Source organism: Xaviernesmea rhizosphaerae, assembly GCF_001938945.1.
Lineage (GTDB): Bacteria > Pseudomonadota > Alphaproteobacteria > Rhizobiales > Rhizobiaceae > Xaviernesmea > Xaviernesmea rhizosphaerae.
Window position 1 is genome coordinate 130,135 of the sequence record NZ_MKIO01000029.1, and the last position, 18,894, is coordinate 149,028.

Sequence of the window (18,894 nt, forward strand, 5' to 3'; positions counted from 1 at the left end):
GAAGAAGCTGTTACAAGCCCCCGCTCCGACCGAAGCCGGCACAGGCTTTTGCAGCAGGGTCGTTACCGCGCGCGTTACTCCGCGGCTGCGAGCAGCTTCTTCTCCCGCGCCGCCCGCAGCCGGGCAAAATCGTCGCCGGCATGGTGGGACGAGCGCGTCAGCGGGCTGGAGGCCACCATCAGGAAGCCCTTGGTGTAGGCGACCGTCTCGTAGGACTGGAACTCGTCGGGGGTCACGAAGCGCTCGACCTTGTGGTGCTTGCGCGTCGGCTGCAGATATTGGCCGATCGTCAGGAAGTCGACATCGGCGGTCCTGAGGTCGTCCATCAGCTGGAGCACTTCGTTGCGCTCCTCGCCGAGGCCCACCATGATGCCGGATTTGGTGAACATGGTTGGATCCAGCTCCTTCACCCGCTGCAACAGCCGGATGGAGTGGAAATAGCGCGCGCCGGGGCGCACGGTCAGGTAATTGCCGGCGACCGTCTCCATATTGTGGTTGAAGACGTCGGGCTTGGCGGCCACGACCCGCTCCAGCGCGCCCGGCTTCTTCAGGAAGTCGGGCGTGAGGATTTCGATGGTTGTCGAGGGCGAGGCCGCGCGGATCGCCCAGATCACCTTCTCGAAATGTTCGGCGCCGCCGTCTTCCAGATCGTCACGGTCGACCGAGGTGATGACCACATGCGACAGGCCCATTTGCTTGACGGCCTTGGCGACGTTTTCCGGCTCGTCCTGGTCCAGCGCATTCGGCCGTCCCGTGGCGACATTGCAGAAGGCGCAGGCGCGGGTGCAGATCTCGCCCATGATCATGAAGGTGGCGTGCTTCTTGTCCCAGCACTCGCCGATATTCGGGCAGCCGGCCTCTTCGCACACGGTGACGAGCTTGTGGCTCTTCACGATCGAGCGGGTCTCGACATAGCCCTTGGAGGTCGGCGCCTTCACCCGGATCCAGTCCGGCTTGCGCATGACCTCTGTATCGGGCCGATGCGCCTTTTCGGGGTGGCGCACGCGCTTGGCCTCGTCGCCAGCCGCCGCCTGGGCGTCCGCTGCCTTTGCCAGATGGGTGCGATCCAGGATCGTGACCATGAAGGACCTGCTTTCAAAGCGCGCGTCCTGCGCGCCGGAGAGGGGAAACCGCCGTGTCGCTCACGGCGCGACGGGGCGCTGACGGATCAGCGCCGCACGAGTTTTGCGAGAAATAGCAGAATGCACGCGCCGACGAAACCCGTGACCAGATAGCCCCACCAACCGGGCATGATGAAGACATGCATCCGGTCGAAGATGGCGCTGCCGAGCGCCGCGCCGAGAATACCGATGATGATGTTCATCAGCACGCCGAAGCGCAGATCCATCAGAATCCCGGCCAGCCAACCGGCCAGACCGCCGACGATAATCGTTCCGAAAAGGCCCACGCCTTCCATCATCTTCCCCTTTGCTCGATCCGGTCTGCCACCGGCCCGGCCCCCAGGTGGGGAACAGGGCCAGCGGCGTCAAGGCTGATGTCGCCCGCGGGCGATCAGGCGTTCAGCACGCGCCCATAGGCGTCAAGCACGCTTTCCTTCATCATTTCCGAGAGAGTCGGATGCGGGAAGATCGTGTGCATCAGCTCTTCTTCCGTCGTCTCCAGGTTCATGGCGACGACGAAGCCCTGGATCAGCTCGGTGACTTCGGCGCCGACCATATGCGCACCGATCAGTTCGCCCGTCTTCTTGTCGAAGATGGTCTTGATCATGCCCTGGTCTTCACCGAGTGCAATGGCCTTGCCATTGGCAGCGAAGGAATAGCGGCCGACGCGGATCTCGCGTCCCTGTTCCTTCGCCTTGGCTTCCGTCAGGCCGACGGAGGCGACCTGCGGGTTGCAATAGGTGCAGCCGGGGATCTTGGCCTTGTCCATGGGATGGACATGCGGCAGGCCGGCGATCTTCTCGATGCAGATGACGCCTTCATGCTCGGCCTTGTGGGCGAGCATTGGCGGGCCGGCAACGTCGCCGATCGCATAGAGGCCGGGAACGTTGGTCTTGCCATAGCCGTCGATGACGATACAGCCGCGATCGGTCTTGACGCCGAGCGTCTCCAGGCCGAGGCCCTCGATATTGCCCTGAACGCCGACGGCGGAGATCAGACGGTCGGCCACGATCTGCTGCACCTTGCCGTCCTTGGTCTCGACATGGGCGGTGATGGAATTGCCGCCCTTCTCGACCTTGGAGACCTTGGCTTCGGTGATGATCTTCAGCCCGCGCTTTTCCAGCTGCTTGCGGGCGAAAGTGGAGATCTCCGCATCCTCGACCGGCATGATATTGGCCATCAGCTCGACGACGGTGACATCGACGCCCATGGAGCGATAGAAGGAGGCGAACTCGATGCCGATGGCGCCGGAGCCCATGACGACGATCGACTTCGGCATGAAATCGGGCTTCATCGCCTCGAAATAGGTCCAGATCAGCTTGCCATCCGGCTCGATGCCCGGCAGGGCGCGCGGACGGGCGCCGGTGGCGACGATAATGTGCTTGGCGGTGTAGGTGCCGTGGCCCAGCGTGCCCTTCGGCACGGGGTTCTGCGGCTGCACCACCGGCTTGGAGGAGGCGCCGACCACGATCTCGCCGGGCTTGGTCAGCTTGGCCTCGCCCCAGATCACGTCGATCTTGTTTTTCTTCATCAGGAAGCCGACGCCGCCGTTCAGGCGCTGCGACACGCCGCGCGAACGGGCGACCACATCCTTGACATCGGCGGTCATGGTGCCGTTGAGCGTCAGGCCGAAGCTCTTGGCATGGTTGGCATGGTCGAGAATCTCGGCCGAGCGCAGCAGCGCCTTGGTCGGGATACAGCCCCAGTTCAGGCAGATGCCGCCCAGATGCTCGCGCTCGACGATTGCCGTCTTCAGGCCGAGCTGGGCGGAGCGGATGGCGGTGACATAGCCGCCGGGGCCCGACCCGATGATGATGACGTCATAGGCATTCGACATGAGCGCTTCCACTCCTTGGCGTTGTTCTTCTCCCCGCCGGCGGCCTCGCAAGGCGCGGGCGGAGCTGTCTCATGGAGCGGCAAGCCCGCTCCGGTGCCATCGCGCAGCCTTGGCGGCAGCGATGCCTGCTTGTTCATCGGCGCCGGCCGAGGCCGGGCCTGCGTGGGGCTAAAGCCCCAGCATCATCCGCGCCACCGGCTCCAGCGCGCGACCCAGCGCGCGGGTGTTCTCCGCATCCAGATGCACGCCGTCGAGCGGGGTGGTGCGGGCCACCGAGCCGGCATCGAAGAAGCCGCAGCCCTTCTCGTCGGCGAGATCGCGATAGAGCGAGGCCAGCATGGCCGACTGCTCGACCCCGCCGGCAAACATGGCGGCAAAGGCGGAATTGGCGGTCTCGCAGAGCGGCGGCGGGGAAACGATCAGGATCTCCGGGCCCTCGTCCCGGCCGAAGGACCAGGCATGATGGCGCACCAGCTCAATCAGCCGCTCCATGCCCTGAACCGCACCGAAGGCCTGCCCGCAGATCACCGGCTTCATGTCGTTGGCGCCGAGCATGATGATGACGAGGTCGAGCGGATCATGGCTGTGGAGGATGGTCGGCAGGATGCGCGCGCCATTGCGGTCGCAATCGGCCAGATGATCGTCATAGGCCGTCGTGCGCCCGTTCAGCCCCTCGGCAATCACAGTGACCTCCGGCCCAAGCGCCGCGGCGAGCACGCTTGGCCAGCGATCGGCGAAGTCGTGCCGGCCAAGGCTTTCGGCGCTGTACCCCCACGTCAGGCTGTCGCCATAGCAAAGAACTGTTTTCATCATGCTCCCCGCCGGGCGTTTGCCGGCAACACTGCGGATGGCCGCGCAGCCCGTTCATGGCCGTTCATTGGCCCTTCGTCAGCGCCTCGACCTTGCGCTCAAGTTCGAAGATTCGCTCTTCGAAATCGCCGGTCACGAATTTCGACATCATCGTATCGGCGGTCAGGGCCTGGCGGATGGTTTTCTGGCCGCTTTCCAGCTTGTCCAGTCGCTGTCTCAGATCAACAAACTCTCCGCGAACCTCTTCAAAGCGCCGATCGATTTCGCCGCGAATCTCACGCAACAGAGGGATGATCATGCTTTCCGGCTCATTTGCCATCACGTTGGCTCCTAAAACCCGCGCGTTGTCCGTCTCTCAGCAAGAGATAAGATATCCGAAAAGATTTTCACGCTTCCATCTCTTTGATGAACAGCGAGCTTCAGGGCAATGGCTCAGATGGACTTCCCTGTTGGCAAGACGGACATTTGCGGATATGGCAATCGCACCCGTTCGCGCCATACTCGACGCCACAGAGCAGGCACTTCATCTTCCAGATCCGCTGATTGTAATGGGTCGTTGATGGGCGACCAGTGTCGCCCATCACTTGTTGAGAACGCGCATTAACGTCCCCAACCTTTGGCATCAGACCAGCATGCTCATCGGGTTTTCGATGTAGCGCTTGAAAGCTCCGAGCAGTTCGGCGCCGAGCGCGCCATCGACGCAGCGATGGTCGGTCGAGAGGGTCACGGTCATGACATTGGCGATTTTCATCTCGCCCTTCTTGACCACCACGCGCTCCTCGCCTGCGCCGACCGCCAGGATCGTCGCATGCGGCGGGTTGACGACGGCGGCGAAGTTCTTGACGCCCATCATACCCATGTTGGAAACGGCGGTGGTACCGCCCTGGTACTCTTCCGGCTTCAGCTTGCGGCCCTTGGCGCGGGCGCCGAGGTCCTTCATCTCGTTGGAGATGGCCGACAGGCTCTTCAGCTCGGCCGAGCGCACGATCGGGGTGATCAGGCCGCCGGGAATGGAGACCGCCACGCCGACATCGGCATGCTTGTGCTTGACCATGGCGCTGTCGGTCCAGGAGACGTTGGCATCCGGAACGTCGCGCAGGGCGAGCGCCAGGGCCTTGATCACCATGTCGTTGACCGAGAGCTTGAAGGCAGGCTTGCCGTCCTTCTCGGGTGCCGAAGCGTTGAGCTGGGTCCGCAAAGCCAAAAGCGCATCCAGCTCGCAATCGAGCGAGACATAGAAATGCGGGATGGTCTGCTTGGATTCCTGCAGGCGCTTGGCGATGGTCTTGCGCATGCCGTCATGCGGCACGAGCTCGTAGGAGCCTTCGGCGAAGTTCTTGAGAACCGCTTCGTCGGACATGCCCTTGGGCGCGCTGGCGGGGGCTGCGGCGGCCGGAGCAGCGGCGGCCGGGGCCGGAGCGGCAGCAGTGGCAGGCGCCGGCTTGGCGCCGCCGGCAACGGCCTTTTCCACATCGCTCTTGACCACGCGGCCATGCGGGCCGGAGCCCGAAATGGCGGCGATGTCGAGACCGGCTTCCTTGGCCAGACGCCGGGCCAGCGGCGAGGAGAAGGTGCGCGCGCCGCCCTCGGCCTTGGCCGGCGCCGCAGCGGCCGGCTTGGCTTCCGACGATGCGGGTGCGGCCGAAACCGCCACCTGATCCGACTTGACGTCCTGGGCCTGCGCCTGGGCGGGCGAAGCGCCGCCACCTGAGGCCGCCGCGCCGACATCCTCGCCGTCTTCGGCGAGAATGGCGATCAGCGCATTGACCTTGACGGCCTCGCTGCCGGCGGGAACGACGATCTTGGCGATCGTGCCCTCATCGACGGCTTCCACTTCCATGGTCGCCTTGTCGGTCTCGATCTCGGCGATGACATCGCCGGCCTTGACCTTGTCGCCTTCCTTCACCAGCCACTTGGCGAGGTTGCCCTCCTCCATGGTGGGAGAGAGGGCGGGCATCGTGATGTTGATCGGCATGAGATGCCCTCCCCGTTACTTGTAGCAGACTGCCTTCACCGCCTGGACGACCTCGCCGACATTCGGCAGGGCCAGCTTTTCCAGATTGGCGGCGTAGGGCATCGGCACGTCCTTGCCGGCAATGGTGATCACGGGCGCATCGAGATAGTCGAAGGCCTCCTGCTGGACGCGGTTGGCGATGAAATCGCCGACGGAGGACTGCGGGAAGCCTTCCTCGACGGTGACCAGGCGGCCGGTCTTCTTCACCGATTCGATCACGGCCGGCAGATCCATCGGGCGGATGGTGCGCAGGTCGATCACTTCGGCGTCGATGCCGTCCTTCTCCAGCTCGGCCAGCGCCTTGACCACATAGGTCATGCCGATGCCCCAGGAGACGATGGTCACGTCCTTGCCCGGACGGTGGATGCGGGCCTTGCCGATCGGCAGCACGAAATCATCCAGCTTCGGCACGTCGAAGGTCTGGCCGTAGAGGATTTCGTTTTCCAGGAAGATGATCGGGTTCGGATCGCGGATCGCGGCCTTCAGCAGGCCCTTGGCGTCGGCAGCCGTATAGGGCTGGATGACCTTCAGGCCCGGGATCTGGCTGTACCAGGCGGCATAGTCCTGGCTGTGCTGGGCGCCGACGCGCGCAGCGGCACCGTTCGGACCGCGGAAGACGATCGGCGCACCCATCTGGCCGCCGGACATATAGAGCGTCTTGGCGGCGGAGTTGATGATCTGGTCGATCGCCTGCATGGCGAAGTTGAAGGTCATGAACTCGACGATCGGCTTCAGGCCGGCCATGGCCGCACCCACGCCGACGCCGGCAAAGCCGTGCTCGGTGATCGGGGTATCGACGACGCGGCGGTCGCCGAATTCCTGCAGCAGGCCCTGCGTGATCTTGTAGGCGCCCTGATATTCGGCGACTTCCTCACCCATGACGAAGACGTCGGGATCGCGGCGCATTTCCTCGGCCATGGCGTCGCGCAGCGCTTCGCGCACGGTCGTCGGCACCATTTCCGTGCCGGCCGGAATGTCCGGATCGGCGGCGACATCGACCTTGGGCGCTGCCGGAACCTTGGCGGCGACGGGCGTTTCAGCGGCAGCCTCGCGGGCCTTGCCGCCGGTGCTGTCGGCCGCAGCGGCCGGCGTATCGGCATCGGCCTTCGGAGCCGCGGCCGCGTCGGCGCTCTCGCCGTCCTGCAGCAGCAGGGCGATCGGCGTGTTGACCTTCACATTCTCGGTGCCGGCGGCCACCAGAAGCTTGCCGATGACGCCTTCGTCAACGGCTTCGACTTCCATGGTCGCCTTGTCGGTCTCGATCTCGGCGATGACATCGCCTGACGTGACCTTGTCACCTTCGTTCTTCAGCCACTTGGAGAGCGTGCCCTCTTCCATCGTCGGCGAAAGCGCGGGCATCAAAATTTCAACGGGCATGATGGCGTCCTCGTCGGATCAAAGCAGGATGTCGGTGTAGAGCTCGGATACATCCGGCTCCGGATCGGCCTGGGCGAAATCGGCACTGTCGGCGACGATGTCGCGCACATCCTTGTCGATCGCCTTCAGCTCATCTTCGCTCGCCCAGCCCTTTTCCAGGAGGCGCGCCTTCACCTGCTCGATCGGATCATGCTCCGACCGCATCTTCTGCACTTCATCCTTGGAGCGGTATTTCGCCGGGTCGGACATGGAGTGACCGCGATAGCGGTAGGTCTGCATTTCGAGGATGATCGGGCCCTTGCCGTCGCGGCAATGCGCCACGGCTGCATCGGCAGCGGCCTTGACGGCGCGCACATCCATGCCGTCCACCTGGAGGCCGGGGATGCCGATGGCGGTGCCGCGCTGGGAGAAGTCGACGCCGGCAGACGCGCGGGCGACCGAGGTGCCCATGGCGTAGCGGTTGTTCTCGATGATGTAGATCACCGGCAGCTTCCAGAGTGCCGCCATGTTGAAGCTCTCATAGACCTGGCCCTGGTTGGCCGCGCCGTCGCCGAAATAGGCGAGAGAGACATTGTCGTTCTGGCGATAGGCATTGGCAAAGGCCAGCCCGGTGCCGAGCGACACCTGGGCGCCGACGATGCCGTGGCCGCCGTAGAAATTCTTCTCCTTGGAGAACATGTGCATGGAGCCGCCCTTGCCCTTGGACAGGCCGCCCCGACGCCCGGTCAGCTCAGCCATCACGCCGCGCGCGCTCATGCCGCAGGCCAGCATGTGGCCGTGGTCGCGATAGCCGGTGATGACCTGGTCACCTTCCTTCAGCGCCAGCTGCATGCCGACGACGACGGCCTCCTGGCCGATATAGAGGTGACAGAAGCCGCCGATGAAGCCCATGCCATAGAGCTGGCCGGCCTTCTCCTCGAAACGGCGGATGAGGAGCATCTCGCGATAGGCCTTCAGCTCCTGATCGCGGTCGAACTCCACGATCGCGCCAGGCGCAAACTCATCGATGCTTTTTGAACCTGTCTTGCGGCTGGATACGGACGCGGTATTTCGCGAAGCCATGCAATCCTCCCTTGTGGTTTGCCTGAGAGAGCCTTACCCGAACGGAACCCGGCAACCGGCGCAGCTTGTTCGCAGGCCTTTACAACCACCCTATAGCGCAGAGGGGAAGAAGGAAAGCCGGCACACACGCATCCCTTGCCTCGGGTGGGCTTCCCCACCATCGGCAAGTCACGGCAGGTGGCCGGCTAAGCACCGTCTGAGGAGATCCGATCCCGCCAGTCCGCGCCGCCCTCCACATGCCAGATGACATGCAGCGCCCCTATCCGGTCGGATAAGGTTCCGCGCACACAATAAGCAAAGTCGCGCACAACAGCAATGGGGAAGATTGAAGGCTTTGCCTAGACTAATCGATTGATTAAAAATTGTTTTTTGTGATTAACTGGAAAAAGGTTAATTCCATTTTCAGTGGAAAATCACGATCTCGTCCGCGCGAGACATGTTCAAGGCGAAGCGGGCGCGCTCGTCCAGCATGTCGCGTTCCAGCGAGCCGTCGCTCAGAAGTGCGACTTCCTTCTCGATCGTCTGGCGCTTCTCCACCAGCACGGCCAGGCGCGCCTTGCGATCCACGAGTTGCTGGTTGAAGCGCTCGGTGGACTCCAGGCCGAATTCGCCATGGATGGAATGATAGCCGAAATAGGTGAGGAAGACGGCGGTGATCGCCGGCATGGCGAGACGTCCGAGGTAACGTTTCTTGTGATGTTTGGTCCACATCGCCATTCTGGGCCCTACGCAAAACCGATCCGCCGGGACACACCCTTTGGTTCTCAGGCGACATTACGGGGGAGAGATTAACCGAGCGTTGACCATGCCGAGGACCGCGCCGTCGCGGCCCTCCCTCAACATCGCTCGCCCAGACGGGCAACAAAAAGCCGGCGGGCAAAACCCGCCGGCCAAGACCGCCGACAAGGCGGCGCAAGCCATGAAAGTAAGAGGATCGGGGCTGGCCCCAACCCTCCCTCATCCGGTCGAAGCTCAGCCCTTCAGGATCGAGCGGCCGGCATAGCGGGCCTGCGGGCCCAGCTGCTCTTCGATGCGGATCAGCTGGTTGTACTTGGCGGTGCGGTCCGAACGGGCCAGCGAGCCGGTCTTGATCTGTCCGCAATTGGTGGCGACGGCGAGGTCGGCAATGGTCGAATCCTCGGTCTCGCCCGAGCGGTGCGACATGACGGCGCTGTAGCGGGCCTTGTGCGCGGTCTCGACGGCGTCGAGCGTTTCAGAGAGCGAGCCGATCTGGTTGACCTTGACGAGGATCGAATTGCCGACGCCCATCTTGATGCCGTCGCGCAGGCGGGCGGAGTTGGTGACGAACAGGTCGTCGCCGACGAGCTGGACCTTGGCGCCGATCTTGTCGGTCAGGATCTTCCAGCCGTTCCAGTCGTCTTCGGCCATACCGTCCTCGATCGAGAAGATCGGGTACTTGCCGACGAGTTCGGCCAGGTATTCGGCCATGGCTTCCGATTCGAGCGTGCGGCCTTCACCTTCCAGAACGTATTTGCCGTCCTTGAAGAATTCGGTCGAGGCGCAGTCGAGCGCGATGAACATGTCTTCGCCCGGCTTGTAGCCGGCCTTTTCGATCGAGGACATGATGAAGTCGAGCGCGGCCGGAGCCGAAGCGAGGCCGGGGGCGAAGCCGCCTTCGTCGCCGACATTGGTGTTGTGACCGTCGGCGGCCAGCTGCTTCTTCAGCGTGTGGAACACTTCCGAGCCCATGCGAACGGCGTCGCGGATGGTTTCGGCGCCGACCGGCACGATCATGAATTCCTGGAAGTCGATCGGGTTGTCGGCATGGGCGCCGCCATTGATGATGTTCATCATCGGCACGGGCAGGATGCGGGCATTCGGGCCGCCGACATAGCGGTAGAGCGGCAGGCCGGAGGATTCGGCAGCGGCCTTGGCGACGGCGAGCGAAACGCCGAGGATGGCATTGGCGCCGAGGCGAGCCTTGTTCGGCGTGCCGTCGAGCTCGATCATGGTCTGGTCGACATGGATCTGGTCTTCGGCGTCGAGGCCGCCGACCGCTTCGAAGATCTCGCCGTTGACGGCTTCGACGGCGCGCTCGACGCCCTTGCCGAGATAGCGCGAGCCACCGTCGCGCAGTTCCACGGCTTCATGCGCGCCGGTGGAGGCGCCCGAGGGAACGGCGGCGCGGCCGAAGCTGCCGTCTTCCAGATAGACGTCGACCTCAACAGTGGGGTTGCCGCGGCTGTCGAGAATTTCGCGTCCGACGATATCGATGATTGCGGTCATGGATCTCTTTCCTGATTGAAGCCTTTTGGCTGACGAATACCGGCATGCAGCCGGCGGTGAAGTGGCACGTGTTTGATGACGTGCGGATGAAAGCCGGAACGACGGGCGTTGCCGGGAAAGATCAGCGCTTGGCCACGGCGTCGAAGGCCATCAGCGTTTCGAGCAGGCGCGGCATGTCCTTCAGATGCACCATGTTGGGACCATCCGAAGGCGCATGGTCCGGATCCTCATGCGTCTCGATAAAGACGCCGGCAACCCCCACGGCAACGGCGGCACGCGCCAGCGTTTCCACGAATTCCCGCTGGCCCCCGGTCGAGCCGCCCTGCCCGCCCGGCTGCTGCACGGAATGGGTGGCGTCGAAAACCACGGGCGCGCCGAGCGCGGCCATGATCGGCAGGGAACGCATGTCGGAGACCAGCGTGTTGTAACCGAAGGAGGCGCCGCGCTCGCACAAGAGCACGTTCGGATTGCCGCTCTCGGTGAACTTGGCCAGCACGTTCTTCATGTCCCAGGGCGCGAGGAACTGCCCCTTCTTGACGTTGATGACGCGGCCGGTCTTGGCGGCGGCGACCAGAAGGTCGGTCTGGCGCGACAGGAAGGCCGGGATCTGCAGAATGTCCACGGTCTCGGCAACCAGAGCGCACTGTTCTTCCGTGTGGATGTCGGTCAGGACCGGAAAACCGAATTCAGCCTTGAGATCGGCGAAGATCTCCATCGCCGCATCAAGGCCGATGCCCCGCTTGCCGGAAAGCGAGGTGCGGTTGGCCTTGTCGAAGGAGGACTTGTAGACTAGGCCGATGCCGAGCTTGGCGCAGAGTTCGGCGAGCGTGCCGGCGATCATGAAGGCATGGTCGCGGCTTTCCATCTGGCAGGGACCGGCGATCAGCGACAGCGGCTGGCTGTTGGAAAAGGCGACCGCCTTTTCTCCCGCGCCGGCGGTCACGGTGGCGTTGGTCTGCATGGTCATTCTCCAAAAGCAAATAGAACGCCCTGGCCCGAAGCGGGCGGGACGATGATGAGCGGACCGAGGCTGCGGAAGGCCACATCCCCTGCCCGCAACGTGTCTTCGAGCTGCGCCCGGCTGGCGACACGGAAGACGACGGCAAAGCCGCGCAGGCCGCGCTCGCCCTCCAGTCGTCCCGCCTCGCCGAAAAAGGCCTGCACCGCCTCGGGCGTCAGCACGGAGACCGCTGCGTTGGCGGCTTCCAGATCCATGCCGAAGGACTGGGCGGCAACATGGCGCTGCATGAAGATTTCCTGCAGCAGATACTGAAAATCGCTTGGATTGTCTTCGGTCAAAACCACGCGGGCAATGCCGGTAACGCCATTGGCGTGGCGCTCCAGCGCCGTCCTGTCCGAGGGAAGCGATTGCAGCCGCTGGCAGGCGAAGAAGAACATGTCAGGTGCGCGCAGATCCGCGGCAAAGGCGAGGCGAAAGCTGCCGGTGCCCTCGCTGCCATCGGGCAGGCGCATGATGCGGGAGAAGTCGAGCGGCGCGCCGGCGCTGATCCCGGCCGCGTGGAAGCGCCGGTCATCGGCCTGCGCATCCTCTGACGAGACCACGAGAGCGGAAAGACCCTCCGGCCCCCTGCGGAAGCGGAAGGCCTGGTCGCGCGCCACGAAGACATTGCCGGCGCGCGCGGCGGCCTCGCAGTCCTCGCGCGAGGCGATGGCGAGCGGTTCCAGATAGGTGCCGTCGGCCAGGAAGACGCAGGCATTTTCCGTGCCGAAGGGATGCTGGGCATCGGCGGCCACGGTGAAGCCCATGGCTTCCATCCGCCGGCGCGAGGCATCCAGGCTTTCGACCGGCAGCACGAGATGATCAAGACGGCGGGGCTGCCCTGTCATCGACGGTGCTGATGCCATTCTGCGCGTCCTCTCGCTGGTCCGGGTTCTGAAAGTCTTCTCGCGTGCGAAGCGCCCGGCGGGGCGTTCGGCCTGCCGCTGCGACACTAGCGCAGCCTCCCCTCAGCCCTCTTTCTGTGCTTGGCATCTTCGGGTGAACAATTCAAGGCATGTGTTGCAGCGCACGCGGCTTTGGCGAGGACCTCAGCGCGCTCCTCCTGAATCAAATCGATCCATATTGTGCAGGACAAGGTTTCACCCGGGTGCCACGCTGCGGGCAGGTGGACGGCGCGCCGGCATGAGGACACCGCGATGTCAGTCCGTGCTTGCGAATCATGTCGGTACGACGATCACACTCCTGTGACCGAAAGAGGCGCAGAGCCATCCTGCCGGCTCCCGTCATCGACGCCTGGTGTTACCGGCAGCGGCGCAGCTGGGTCGAATAGTTGCGGGCGATCGAGGTCGCCTTTGCGGCCGCGCGGCGCACACCGGCATCATTGCGCCAGGTGCCGCGGGCATAGCCGACATGGCCCGAGTAATAAGCGAGATAGAGATTATAGGGATCGGTGAGCGCGATGCCGTTCTTCTGGTGATTGAAGTTGTGATACCAGGCGACGAAATGGACGGCGTCGGAGAAATTGCTGCGCCGGGCGCTCCAGTTGCCTGTCGCGCGGCGGTAATGCTCCCAGGTGCCATCCAGAGCCTGGGAATAGCCATAGGCAGTGGAGACACGCCCCCAGGGGATGAAGCCGAGAATGTAGCGGCGCGGCGGCCGGGCATAGGGCCGGAAGCCCGATTCGACATAGATCGTCGCCATCAGGATCGGAACGGGCACACCATATTCGCGCGAGGCGGCGCGGGCCGAACGCTCCCAATTGTTGAAGAGCCCGTCGCGCTGATCGAAGATCGCACAGGCGTTCTGGATATTTCTGGGAGCGGTCGCACAGCCGGCAAGCGCCAGCAGAACGACAATCAACACAATACGCATCGCTCTCATCCCTCATGGACCCGTGATGAATAGAGCGTAAAGATTAAGGGAAGGTTTTGAGCCACTCCGCAGGCTTGGGGATGGCAGCCGCCGAGCGAGCGCCCGACGCAAGGACGCGGCCAAACGGAAACGGGGCCCTCCCTGCCAGGAAGACCCCGTTGACACGATGCATTGATAAGCCTTGCGATCAGACCAGCCGGCTCTGCTCCAGCGCCGCTTCGACGAAGCTCGCAAACAGCGGATGCGGATCGAAGGGCCGGCTCTTCAGCTCGGGGTGATACTGCACGCCGATGAACCAGGGATGGTTGGGATATTCGACGGTCTCAGGCAGGACGCCATCGGGCGACATGCCGGCAAAGACCATCCCGCAGCTTTCCAGCCGGTCCTTGTAGTCGACATTGACCTCGTAGCGGTGGCGATGACGCTCGGAGATCGCGGTTGCGCCGTAGATCTCGGCGATCTTGCTGTCCTTCTTCAGGCTGGCCTGATAGGCGCCGAGACGCATGGTGCCGCCGAGGTCGCCGGCCGCCGTGCGCTTCTGCAGCTCATTGCCCTTGATCCATTCGGTCATCAGGCCGACCACCGGCTCCTGCGTGGGGCCGAACTCGGTGGAGGAAGCCTTTTCGATGCCAGCGAGATTGCGGGCGGCTTCCACCACGGCCATCTGCATGCCGAAGCAGATGCCGAAATAGGGCACCTGACGCTCACGGGCAAAACGCGCCGCATTGATCTTGCCCTCGGAGCCGCGCTCGCCGAAGCCGCCCGGCACGAGAATGCCGTGGACTTTTTCCAGATAGGGCGCCGGATCTTCCTTCTCGAAAATCTCGGACTCGATCCATTCCAGCTTGACCTTCACCCGGTTGGCGATGCCGCCGTGGTAAAGCGCTTCGATCAGCGACTTATAGGCATCCTTGAGCCCGGTATATTTGCCGACGATGGCGATGGTCACCTCGCCTTCCGGCGTGCGGATGCGGTCGGCCACGTCGTCCCAGGCGTCCAGGCGCGGCATGGGCGCCGGCTCGATACCAAAGGCGGCGAGCACTTCCGAATCGAGGCCTTCGCGATGATAGGCGATCGGCACGTCGTAGATGGAGGCAACGTCGAGCGCCTGGATCACGGCCGAGGGGCGGACATTGCAGAACAGCGACAGCTTGCGCCGCTCGGCCTCGGGGATCTCGCGATCGGCCCGCACCAGCAGGATGTCGGGGTGAATGCCGAGTGCCTGCAGTTCCTTCACCGAATGCTGGGTCGGCTTGGTCTTCAGCTCGCCGGCCGCCGGGATATAAGGCATCAGCGTCAGGTGGACATAGACGGCCGTGCCGCGCGGCAGGTCGTTGCCGAGCTGGCGGATCGCCTCCATGAAGGGCATGGCCTCGATGTCGCCGACCGTGCCACCGATCTCGCAGATCACGAAGTCATAGTCTTCGTTGCCCTCGGTGACGAAGGCCTTGATCTCGTTGGTGACGTGCGGGATGACCTGGACGGTGGCACCCAGATAGTCGCCGCGCCGTTCCTTGTCGATGATGTTCTTGTAGATGCGGCCGGTGGTGATGTTGTCGGTCTTGGTGGCCGAGCGGCCGGTGAAGCGCTCGTAATGGCCGAGATCGAGGTCCGTTTCCGCGCCGTCATCGGTCACGAAGACCTCGCCGTGCTGGGTCGGGCTCATCGTGCCGGGATCGACATTGAGATAGGGGTCGAGTTTGCGAAGCCGGACCCGGTAACCCCGAGCCTGCAGCAACGCGCCGAGAGCAGCGGCCGCGATTCCCTTGCCAAGGGAAGAAACCACGCCGCCAGTGATAAAGACATATCGCGCCATGGGCTTAACCGGATACCTTTTCACGTTTGATTCCGCCACCTAAAAAACGGGAAAACGCCGCGATGCGGCGTTCCCGGCCTTTCCCCGTGCGCGCAGGGCCCCCATTTGCGGGCCCAACACGTCAGGACAACGCGACCGAAGACTCCCGCCGTCCGGATCTTCGCCCGGAACGGCTTGCGCCGCAGCGTCCTCAGGTCTCCCGCGCGCCTAAGCCGGAGGGAAAGCTCACCACAAAAGAAAACCGGCGGGCACTTGCGCGTCCCGCCGGTCGGTTCATCAGGCCATCAGCCTTACTGCCCGCTGGGCACGCCGGAAGCCGGCGGGTTGGCGGCCGGAGCCGCCGGAGCGTTGTTGGTCGCCGGCGCGGCCGGGCTGGTCTCGGCCGGCGCGGAGGCTGCAGGCGCAGAGGGCGCAGGAGCCGAAGACGCTGGAGCCGAAGACGCTGGCGACGACGACTGGGCAGGCGCGGCCGGTGCATCCCCCTGCGGAACGCCATTGGACGGCTGTGCCGGGGCGACGCCTGCGGGTGCCTGACTTGCAGGTGCTTGCCCGGCCGGTGCCTGGCCGCTCGGGCCGAGCGAATCGAGAACGCCGTTGCCGGTTCCGGTCGTGCCGGGGATCCGGTCGAGAACGTCGGTGGCCGTCGGCTGGTAGCGCGCGAGAATGCCCATGGCCAGCGCCAGAACGAAGAACAGCGCCGCCAGGATCGCCGTGGTGCGGGTCAGCGCATTGGCCGTGCCGCGGGCGGACATGAAGCCGGAGCCCCCGCCTATGCCCAGGCCGCCGCCCTCAGAGCGCTGGATCAGCACGACGCCGATCAGCGCCAGCACGACCATGAGATAGATCACGAGCAAGATGGTCTGCATGTTCTTCCAGAATCCCGGCCCTTCGGCCAAACATCAATCATCGGGCGGCTCAATATACCATGGAGCCGCCCTTTCCAAGCCCTCTAGGGTCATTGGTCCTGCATATCGTCATGCCAAAGGCCCGTCGCCCCTCTGGCGACGGGCCTCAAGGCTTGACGGACGCCGTTTGGCGGAACCGCCAGGCGCGATGGCTCAGGCGGCTGCCTCGAGATCTAGCAGGCCTTCATAAGCCCCGTAGATGGCGAGGAAGTCGGTCGCCTTCAAGCTGGCGCCGCCCACCAGCACGCCGTCCACATGCGCAATGGCGACGATCTCGCGGGCATTGCTCGGCTTGACCGAGCCGCCATAGAGAATGCGCATGCGCGCACCCTCGTCCCCCAGCCGCTCCTTCAACCGGGCGCGCAGGAATTCATGGGCAATGGCGATGTCACCCGTGGTCGGCGTCAGCCCTGTGCCGATCGCCCAGACGGGTTCGTAGGCAATGATGGTGTTCTCGGCACGGGCGCCCTCAGGCACGGAGCCCTCGATCTGGCGGGCGAGCACTTCCAGCGTCTGGCCGTCGTCGCGCTCGGCCTGGGTCTCGCCGACGCAGATGATGGCCTGGAGGCCGACATTGAGCGCCGCTTCCGCCTTGGCGCAGACGAGCGCGTCGCTTTCGGCATGGTCCTTGCGCCGTTCCGAATGGCCGACGATGACGTGGGAGGCGAAAAGATCGGCAATCATCTCGGCGGAGATGTCGCCGGTATAGGCGCCGCTATTGTGGTGATGGCAATCCTGCGCGCCAATCTGCAGCGGTGAGTCCTCGGCCAGCGCGGTGGCGACGTAAAGCAGCGTGGACGGCGGGCAAAGAACAGTCTCGACCTTCTCGGAAAGCGAGCCGTCGACACCATCGGCGATCTGCTTGATCTCGTCCAGCGCGGCGCGCAGCCCGTTCATCTTCCAGTTACCCGCCACCAGCGGTCGCACATCAGGTGTCATTCACTCTCTCCTGTCAGTTTGCCCTGTCCCCAAGGGGGTCTAACAGATGAATTTTGTCAGCGGAAGTCATATTTCTGCAAAGCGGAAATCCAGTCCCTCCTATTTTGCAATGCAAAATAGCCTGATGGGATCGAACAAACGACCTAATCTATTCTTTAAAACGTTTCATTCTTGCGGAAAGCTTGCATTCAAAAGAAATACTAATCGATTAATTCAATCGCGACCTCCTAATAAATCGATTTAAGAGCGCGGCTAATCGATTTACTTTTGGTGAAACAGAAAGGGGCCGCTGCGCGAAGGCAGCAGCCCCTTCCCCTCCCTTTATGCGATGCAAAATCCGGCCCGTCACAAGCCCGCCAGGATCCTCTTCGATCCGCGTGACGTGCCTGTCTGGGGCCTGGGGGTCTCAGCCGATCTGCGAACCGACGAAATCCTTGACAATGCGGATGATGCCCCGGTTGAGCAGATCGTCCAGCGCCTCGACGAACTGATCGACGTGCTCGCGGCCGCAGATGAGCGGCGGCTCGAGCCGAATGACGTTGCGGTTATATTCGGTGAAGGCCACGAGCGTGGCATAGTCGCGTAGGAGCAGCGCGCCGATGAAGCCGGAGAGCGAACCCTTGAGCTTGTCGTCGAGCATGGAGACAACAGGGCGCAGCACCAGCGGCAGCGTCTGGCTGAAATCATGGAACTCCAGGCCGATCATCAGCCCCTGCCCGCGCACTTCCTTGATGATCTTCGGATATTTCGCCTGCAGTCCCTGCAAGCGCTCCAGAAGATAGGCGCCCTGGACAGCCGAGTTTTCGATCAGCTTCTCGTCATAGAGAATGTTCAGCGCTTCGATCGCGGTGATGCAGGCCTCGCCGATGCCGCCGAAGGTGGCCTGGGCGTGGATCATTGCCGTCTTCGGCGAGCCATAGGCCTTCATATAGATTTCGCGCCGGGCAATCATGGCCGCCATCGCCGTCTTGCCGCCGCCGAGCGATTTGGCCAGCGCGGTCACGTCAGGCACGACGCCGGCATGCTCGAAGGCATAGAAGCGGCCCGAGCGGCCGACGCCGCACTGCACCTCGTCGGCGACCCAGATTACGCCATGCTTGTCGCAGAGCCGGCGCAGCTCCTGCCAGAATTCCGGGGGTGCGGTGATGATGCCGCCGCCGCCCTGGATGGTTTCGAGCACGATCACGCCGATCTCAGGATCGCTCTCGAAGGCGTTGCGGATTGCATCGATGTCGGCGAAGGGTACCCGCACGGTGCGGTCGACCAGGCGGAACTCGCCGCGATAGAGCGGGCTATCGGTGATCGACAGCACGCCCTTGGTCTTCCCGTGGAAGGAATTTTCGGCATAGACGATCTTGGGGCGCTTCGGCCCGGCGGCGCGCTCGGCCACCTTCACCGCCGCTTCCATCGCCTCGGACCCCGTCGATCCGAGGAAGACCATGTCGAGATCGCCGGGAGAGATCGCCGCGAGGTTCTTCGCCAGCGCCGCCGCATATTGCGACATGAAGGCGATGGCAATCTCGTGGCGTCCCTCGTCCTGGAAAGCCTTGCGCTGGGCGATCAGCCTGGGATGGTTGTGCCCGACAGCGAGAGAGCCGAAGCCGCCGAAGAAATCGAGGATCTTCCGGCCGTTCTGATCGATGTAATACATGCCTTCGGCACGCTCGACCTTGATCTTGTTGAAGCCGAGCAGCTTCATGAAATGCAGCTGGCCGGGATTGATGTGATCCTTGAACAGGCTGTTCATATCGGCCACGCTCATGGCCTTGGCGTCCGCCACCGTCATCAGCGGCGGATGCGGAATGGCGGGCGCGGCCGGCGCGGCGCCGCCCGTGGCGGGCGTGTCGTGAAGGCGGGTCTGCGCATCGAGCATGGCAGCGTTCCTCTCTCGGTATTCGGCTCTTCGGCTTCGTTCGGCTCTTGGGACCGCTCG

Annotated in this window: 17 protein-coding genes; all 17 read right to left on the minus strand. The window is 63.8% G+C overall.

Annotated features, from left to right (window positions below; all coding sequences use genetic code 11):
- Positions 1–74: 74 nt before the first annotated feature.
- The gene (lipA, locus tag BJF92_RS11400) at positions 75–1,082 is read right to left on the minus strand and encodes a lipoyl synthase (protein WP_143524003.1); all 1,008 of its coding nucleotides are present in this window, start codon (positions 1,080–1,082) and stop codon (positions 75–77) included.
- An 86-nt stretch (positions 1,083–1,168) separates the two neighbouring features.
- Positions 1,169–1,417 (minus strand): GlsB/YeaQ/YmgE family stress response membrane protein, encoded by a 249-nt coding sequence (locus tag BJF92_RS11405; protein WP_075634865.1) that lies wholly within the window; start codon positions 1,415–1,417, stop codon positions 1,169–1,171.
- Positions 1,418–1,512: 95 nt separating this feature from the next.
- Positions 1,513–2,958: a dihydrolipoyl dehydrogenase gene (lpdA, locus tag BJF92_RS11410; protein ID WP_075634866.1), complete on the minus strand. Its 1,446-nt coding sequence runs from the start codon at positions 2,956–2,958 to the stop codon at positions 1,513–1,515.
- Positions 2,959–3,126: 168 nt separating this feature from the next.
- Entirely contained in the window at positions 3,127–3,771 is a 645-nt protein-coding gene (locus BJF92_RS11415; protein ID WP_075634867.1) for an SGNH/GDSL hydrolase family protein, read from the minus strand.
- A gap of 61 nt (positions 3,772–3,832) precedes the next feature.
- Positions 3,833–4,087, minus strand: a complete 255-nt coding sequence (locus BJF92_RS11420) for a hypothetical protein (RefSeq protein ID WP_075634868.1) — start codon at positions 4,085–4,087, stop codon at positions 3,833–3,835.
- Between the two features lie 303 nt (positions 4,088–4,390).
- The gene (locus BJF92_RS11430) at positions 4,391–5,743 is read right to left on the minus strand and encodes a pyruvate dehydrogenase complex dihydrolipoamide acetyltransferase (protein ID WP_075634870.1); all 1,353 of its coding nucleotides are present in this window, start codon (positions 5,741–5,743) and stop codon (positions 4,391–4,393) included.
- A gap of 15 nt (positions 5,744–5,758) precedes the next feature.
- A complete protein-coding gene (locus BJF92_RS11435) occupies positions 5,759–7,159 on the minus strand; it encodes a pyruvate dehydrogenase complex E1 component subunit beta (RefSeq protein WP_075634871.1) in 1,401 nt (466 codons plus the stop codon).
- 18 nt (positions 7,160–7,177) lie between these two features.
- Positions 7,178–8,221 carry a pyruvate dehydrogenase (acetyl-transferring) E1 component subunit alpha gene (gene pdhA, locus BJF92_RS11440; RefSeq protein WP_075634872.1) on the minus strand — a complete coding sequence of 348 codons (1,044 nt, stop codon included), beginning with the start codon at positions 8,219–8,221 and terminating at the stop codon, positions 7,178–7,180.
- Positions 8,222–8,623: 402 nt separating this feature from the next.
- Positions 8,624–8,932 carry an FtsB family cell division protein gene (locus tag BJF92_RS11445; protein WP_075635032.1) on the minus strand — a complete coding sequence of 103 codons (309 nt, stop codon included), beginning with the start codon at positions 8,930–8,932 and terminating at the stop codon, positions 8,624–8,626.
- Between the two features lie 261 nt (positions 8,933–9,193).
- Entirely contained in the window at positions 9,194–10,468 is a 1,275-nt protein-coding gene (eno, locus tag BJF92_RS11450) for a phosphopyruvate hydratase (RefSeq protein WP_075634873.1), read from the minus strand.
- Positions 10,469–10,589: 121 nt separating this feature from the next.
- Positions 10,590–11,429 (minus strand): 3-deoxy-8-phosphooctulonate synthase, encoded by an 840-nt coding sequence (gene kdsA / locus BJF92_RS11455; protein ID WP_143524004.1) that lies wholly within the window; start codon positions 11,427–11,429, stop codon positions 10,590–10,592.
- Positions 11,430–11,431: 2 nt separating this feature from the next.
- Entirely contained in the window at positions 11,432–12,334 is a 903-nt protein-coding gene (locus tag BJF92_RS11460) for a VOC family protein (RefSeq protein WP_075634875.1), read from the minus strand.
- Positions 12,335–12,728: 394 nt separating this feature from the next.
- Positions 12,729–13,301 (minus strand): transglycosylase SLT domain-containing protein, encoded by a 573-nt coding sequence (locus BJF92_RS11465; RefSeq protein WP_075634876.1) that lies wholly within the window; start codon positions 13,299–13,301, stop codon positions 12,729–12,731.
- 187 nt (positions 13,302–13,488) lie between these two features.
- Positions 13,489–15,117: a CTP synthase gene (locus BJF92_RS11470; RefSeq protein WP_075634877.1), complete on the minus strand. Its 1,629-nt coding sequence runs from the start codon at positions 15,115–15,117 to the stop codon at positions 13,489–13,491.
- A 290-nt stretch (positions 15,118–15,407) separates the two neighbouring features.
- Positions 15,408–15,983, minus strand: coding sequence for a preprotein translocase subunit SecG (gene secG, locus BJF92_RS11475; RefSeq protein ID WP_075635033.1), 576 nt, complete (start codon positions 15,981–15,983; stop codon positions 15,408–15,410).
- Between the two features lie 192 nt (positions 15,984–16,175).
- Positions 16,176–16,961: a triose-phosphate isomerase gene (gene tpiA / locus BJF92_RS11480; RefSeq protein WP_075634878.1), complete on the minus strand. Its 786-nt coding sequence runs from the start codon at positions 16,959–16,961 to the stop codon at positions 16,176–16,178.
- A 406-nt stretch (positions 16,962–17,367) separates the two neighbouring features.
- Entirely contained in the window at positions 17,368–18,747 is a 1,380-nt protein-coding gene (locus tag BJF92_RS11485) for an aspartate aminotransferase family protein (RefSeq protein ID WP_245294739.1), read from the minus strand.
- Positions 18,748–18,894 lie beyond the last annotated feature (147 nt).

Excerpts from the sequence above, each read along its gene's own strand:
- lipA (WP_143524003.1), bottom strand. The coding sequence starts at position 1,082 with ATGGTCACGATCCTGGATCGCACCCATCTGGCAAAGGCAGCGGACGCC.
- BJF92_RS11405 (WP_075634865.1), bottom strand. The coding sequence starts at position 1,417 with ATGGAAGGCGTGGGCCTTTTCGGAACGATTATCGTCGGCGGTCTGGCC.
- lpdA (WP_075634866.1), bottom strand. The coding sequence starts at position 2,958 with ATGTCGAATGCCTATGACGTCATCATCATCGGGTCGGGCCCCGGCGGC.
- BJF92_RS11415 (WP_075634867.1), bottom strand. The coding sequence starts at position 3,771 with ATGATGAAAACAGTTCTTTGCTATGGCGACAGCCTGACGTGGGGGTAC.
- BJF92_RS11420 (WP_075634868.1), bottom strand. The coding sequence starts at position 4,087 with ATGGCAAATGAGCCGGAAAGCATGATCATCCCTCTGTTGCGTGAGATT.
- BJF92_RS11430 (WP_075634870.1), bottom strand. The coding sequence starts at position 5,743 with ATGCCGATCAACATCACGATGCCCGCCCTCTCTCCCACCATGGAGGAG.
- BJF92_RS11435 (WP_075634871.1), bottom strand. The coding sequence starts at position 7,159 with ATGCCCGTTGAAATTTTGATGCCCGCGCTTTCGCCGACGATGGAAGAG.
- pdhA (WP_075634872.1), bottom strand. The coding sequence starts at position 8,221 with ATGGCTTCGCGAAATACCGCGTCCGTATCCAGCCGCAAGACAGGTTCA.
- BJF92_RS11445 (WP_075635032.1), bottom strand. The coding sequence starts at position 8,932 with ATGTGGACCAAACATCACAAGAAACGTTACCTCGGACGTCTCGCCATG.
- eno (WP_075634873.1), bottom strand. The coding sequence starts at position 10,468 with ATGACCGCAATCATCGATATCGTCGGACGCGAAATTCTCGACAGCCGC.
- kdsA (WP_143524004.1), bottom strand. The coding sequence starts at position 11,429 with ATGCAGACCAACGCCACCGTGACCGCCGGCGCGGGAGAAAAGGCGGTC.
- BJF92_RS11460 (WP_075634875.1), bottom strand. The coding sequence starts at position 12,334 with ATGGCATCAGCACCGTCGATGACAGGGCAGCCCCGCCGTCTTGATCAT.
- BJF92_RS11465 (WP_075634876.1), bottom strand. The coding sequence starts at position 13,301 with ATGCGTATTGTGTTGATTGTCGTTCTGCTGGCGCTTGCCGGCTGTGCG.
- BJF92_RS11470 (WP_075634877.1), bottom strand. The coding sequence starts at position 15,117 with ATGGCGCGATATGTCTTTATCACTGGCGGCGTGGTTTCTTCCCTTGGC.
- secG (WP_075635033.1), bottom strand. The coding sequence starts at position 15,983 with ATGCAGACCATCTTGCTCGTGATCTATCTCATGGTCGTGCTGGCGCTG.
- tpiA (WP_075634878.1), bottom strand. The coding sequence starts at position 16,961 with ATGACACCTGATGTGCGACCGCTGGTGGCGGGTAACTGGAAGATGAAC.
- BJF92_RS11485 (WP_245294739.1), bottom strand. The coding sequence starts at position 18,747 with ATGACGGTGGCGGACGCCAAGGCCATGAGCGTGGCCGATATGAACAGC.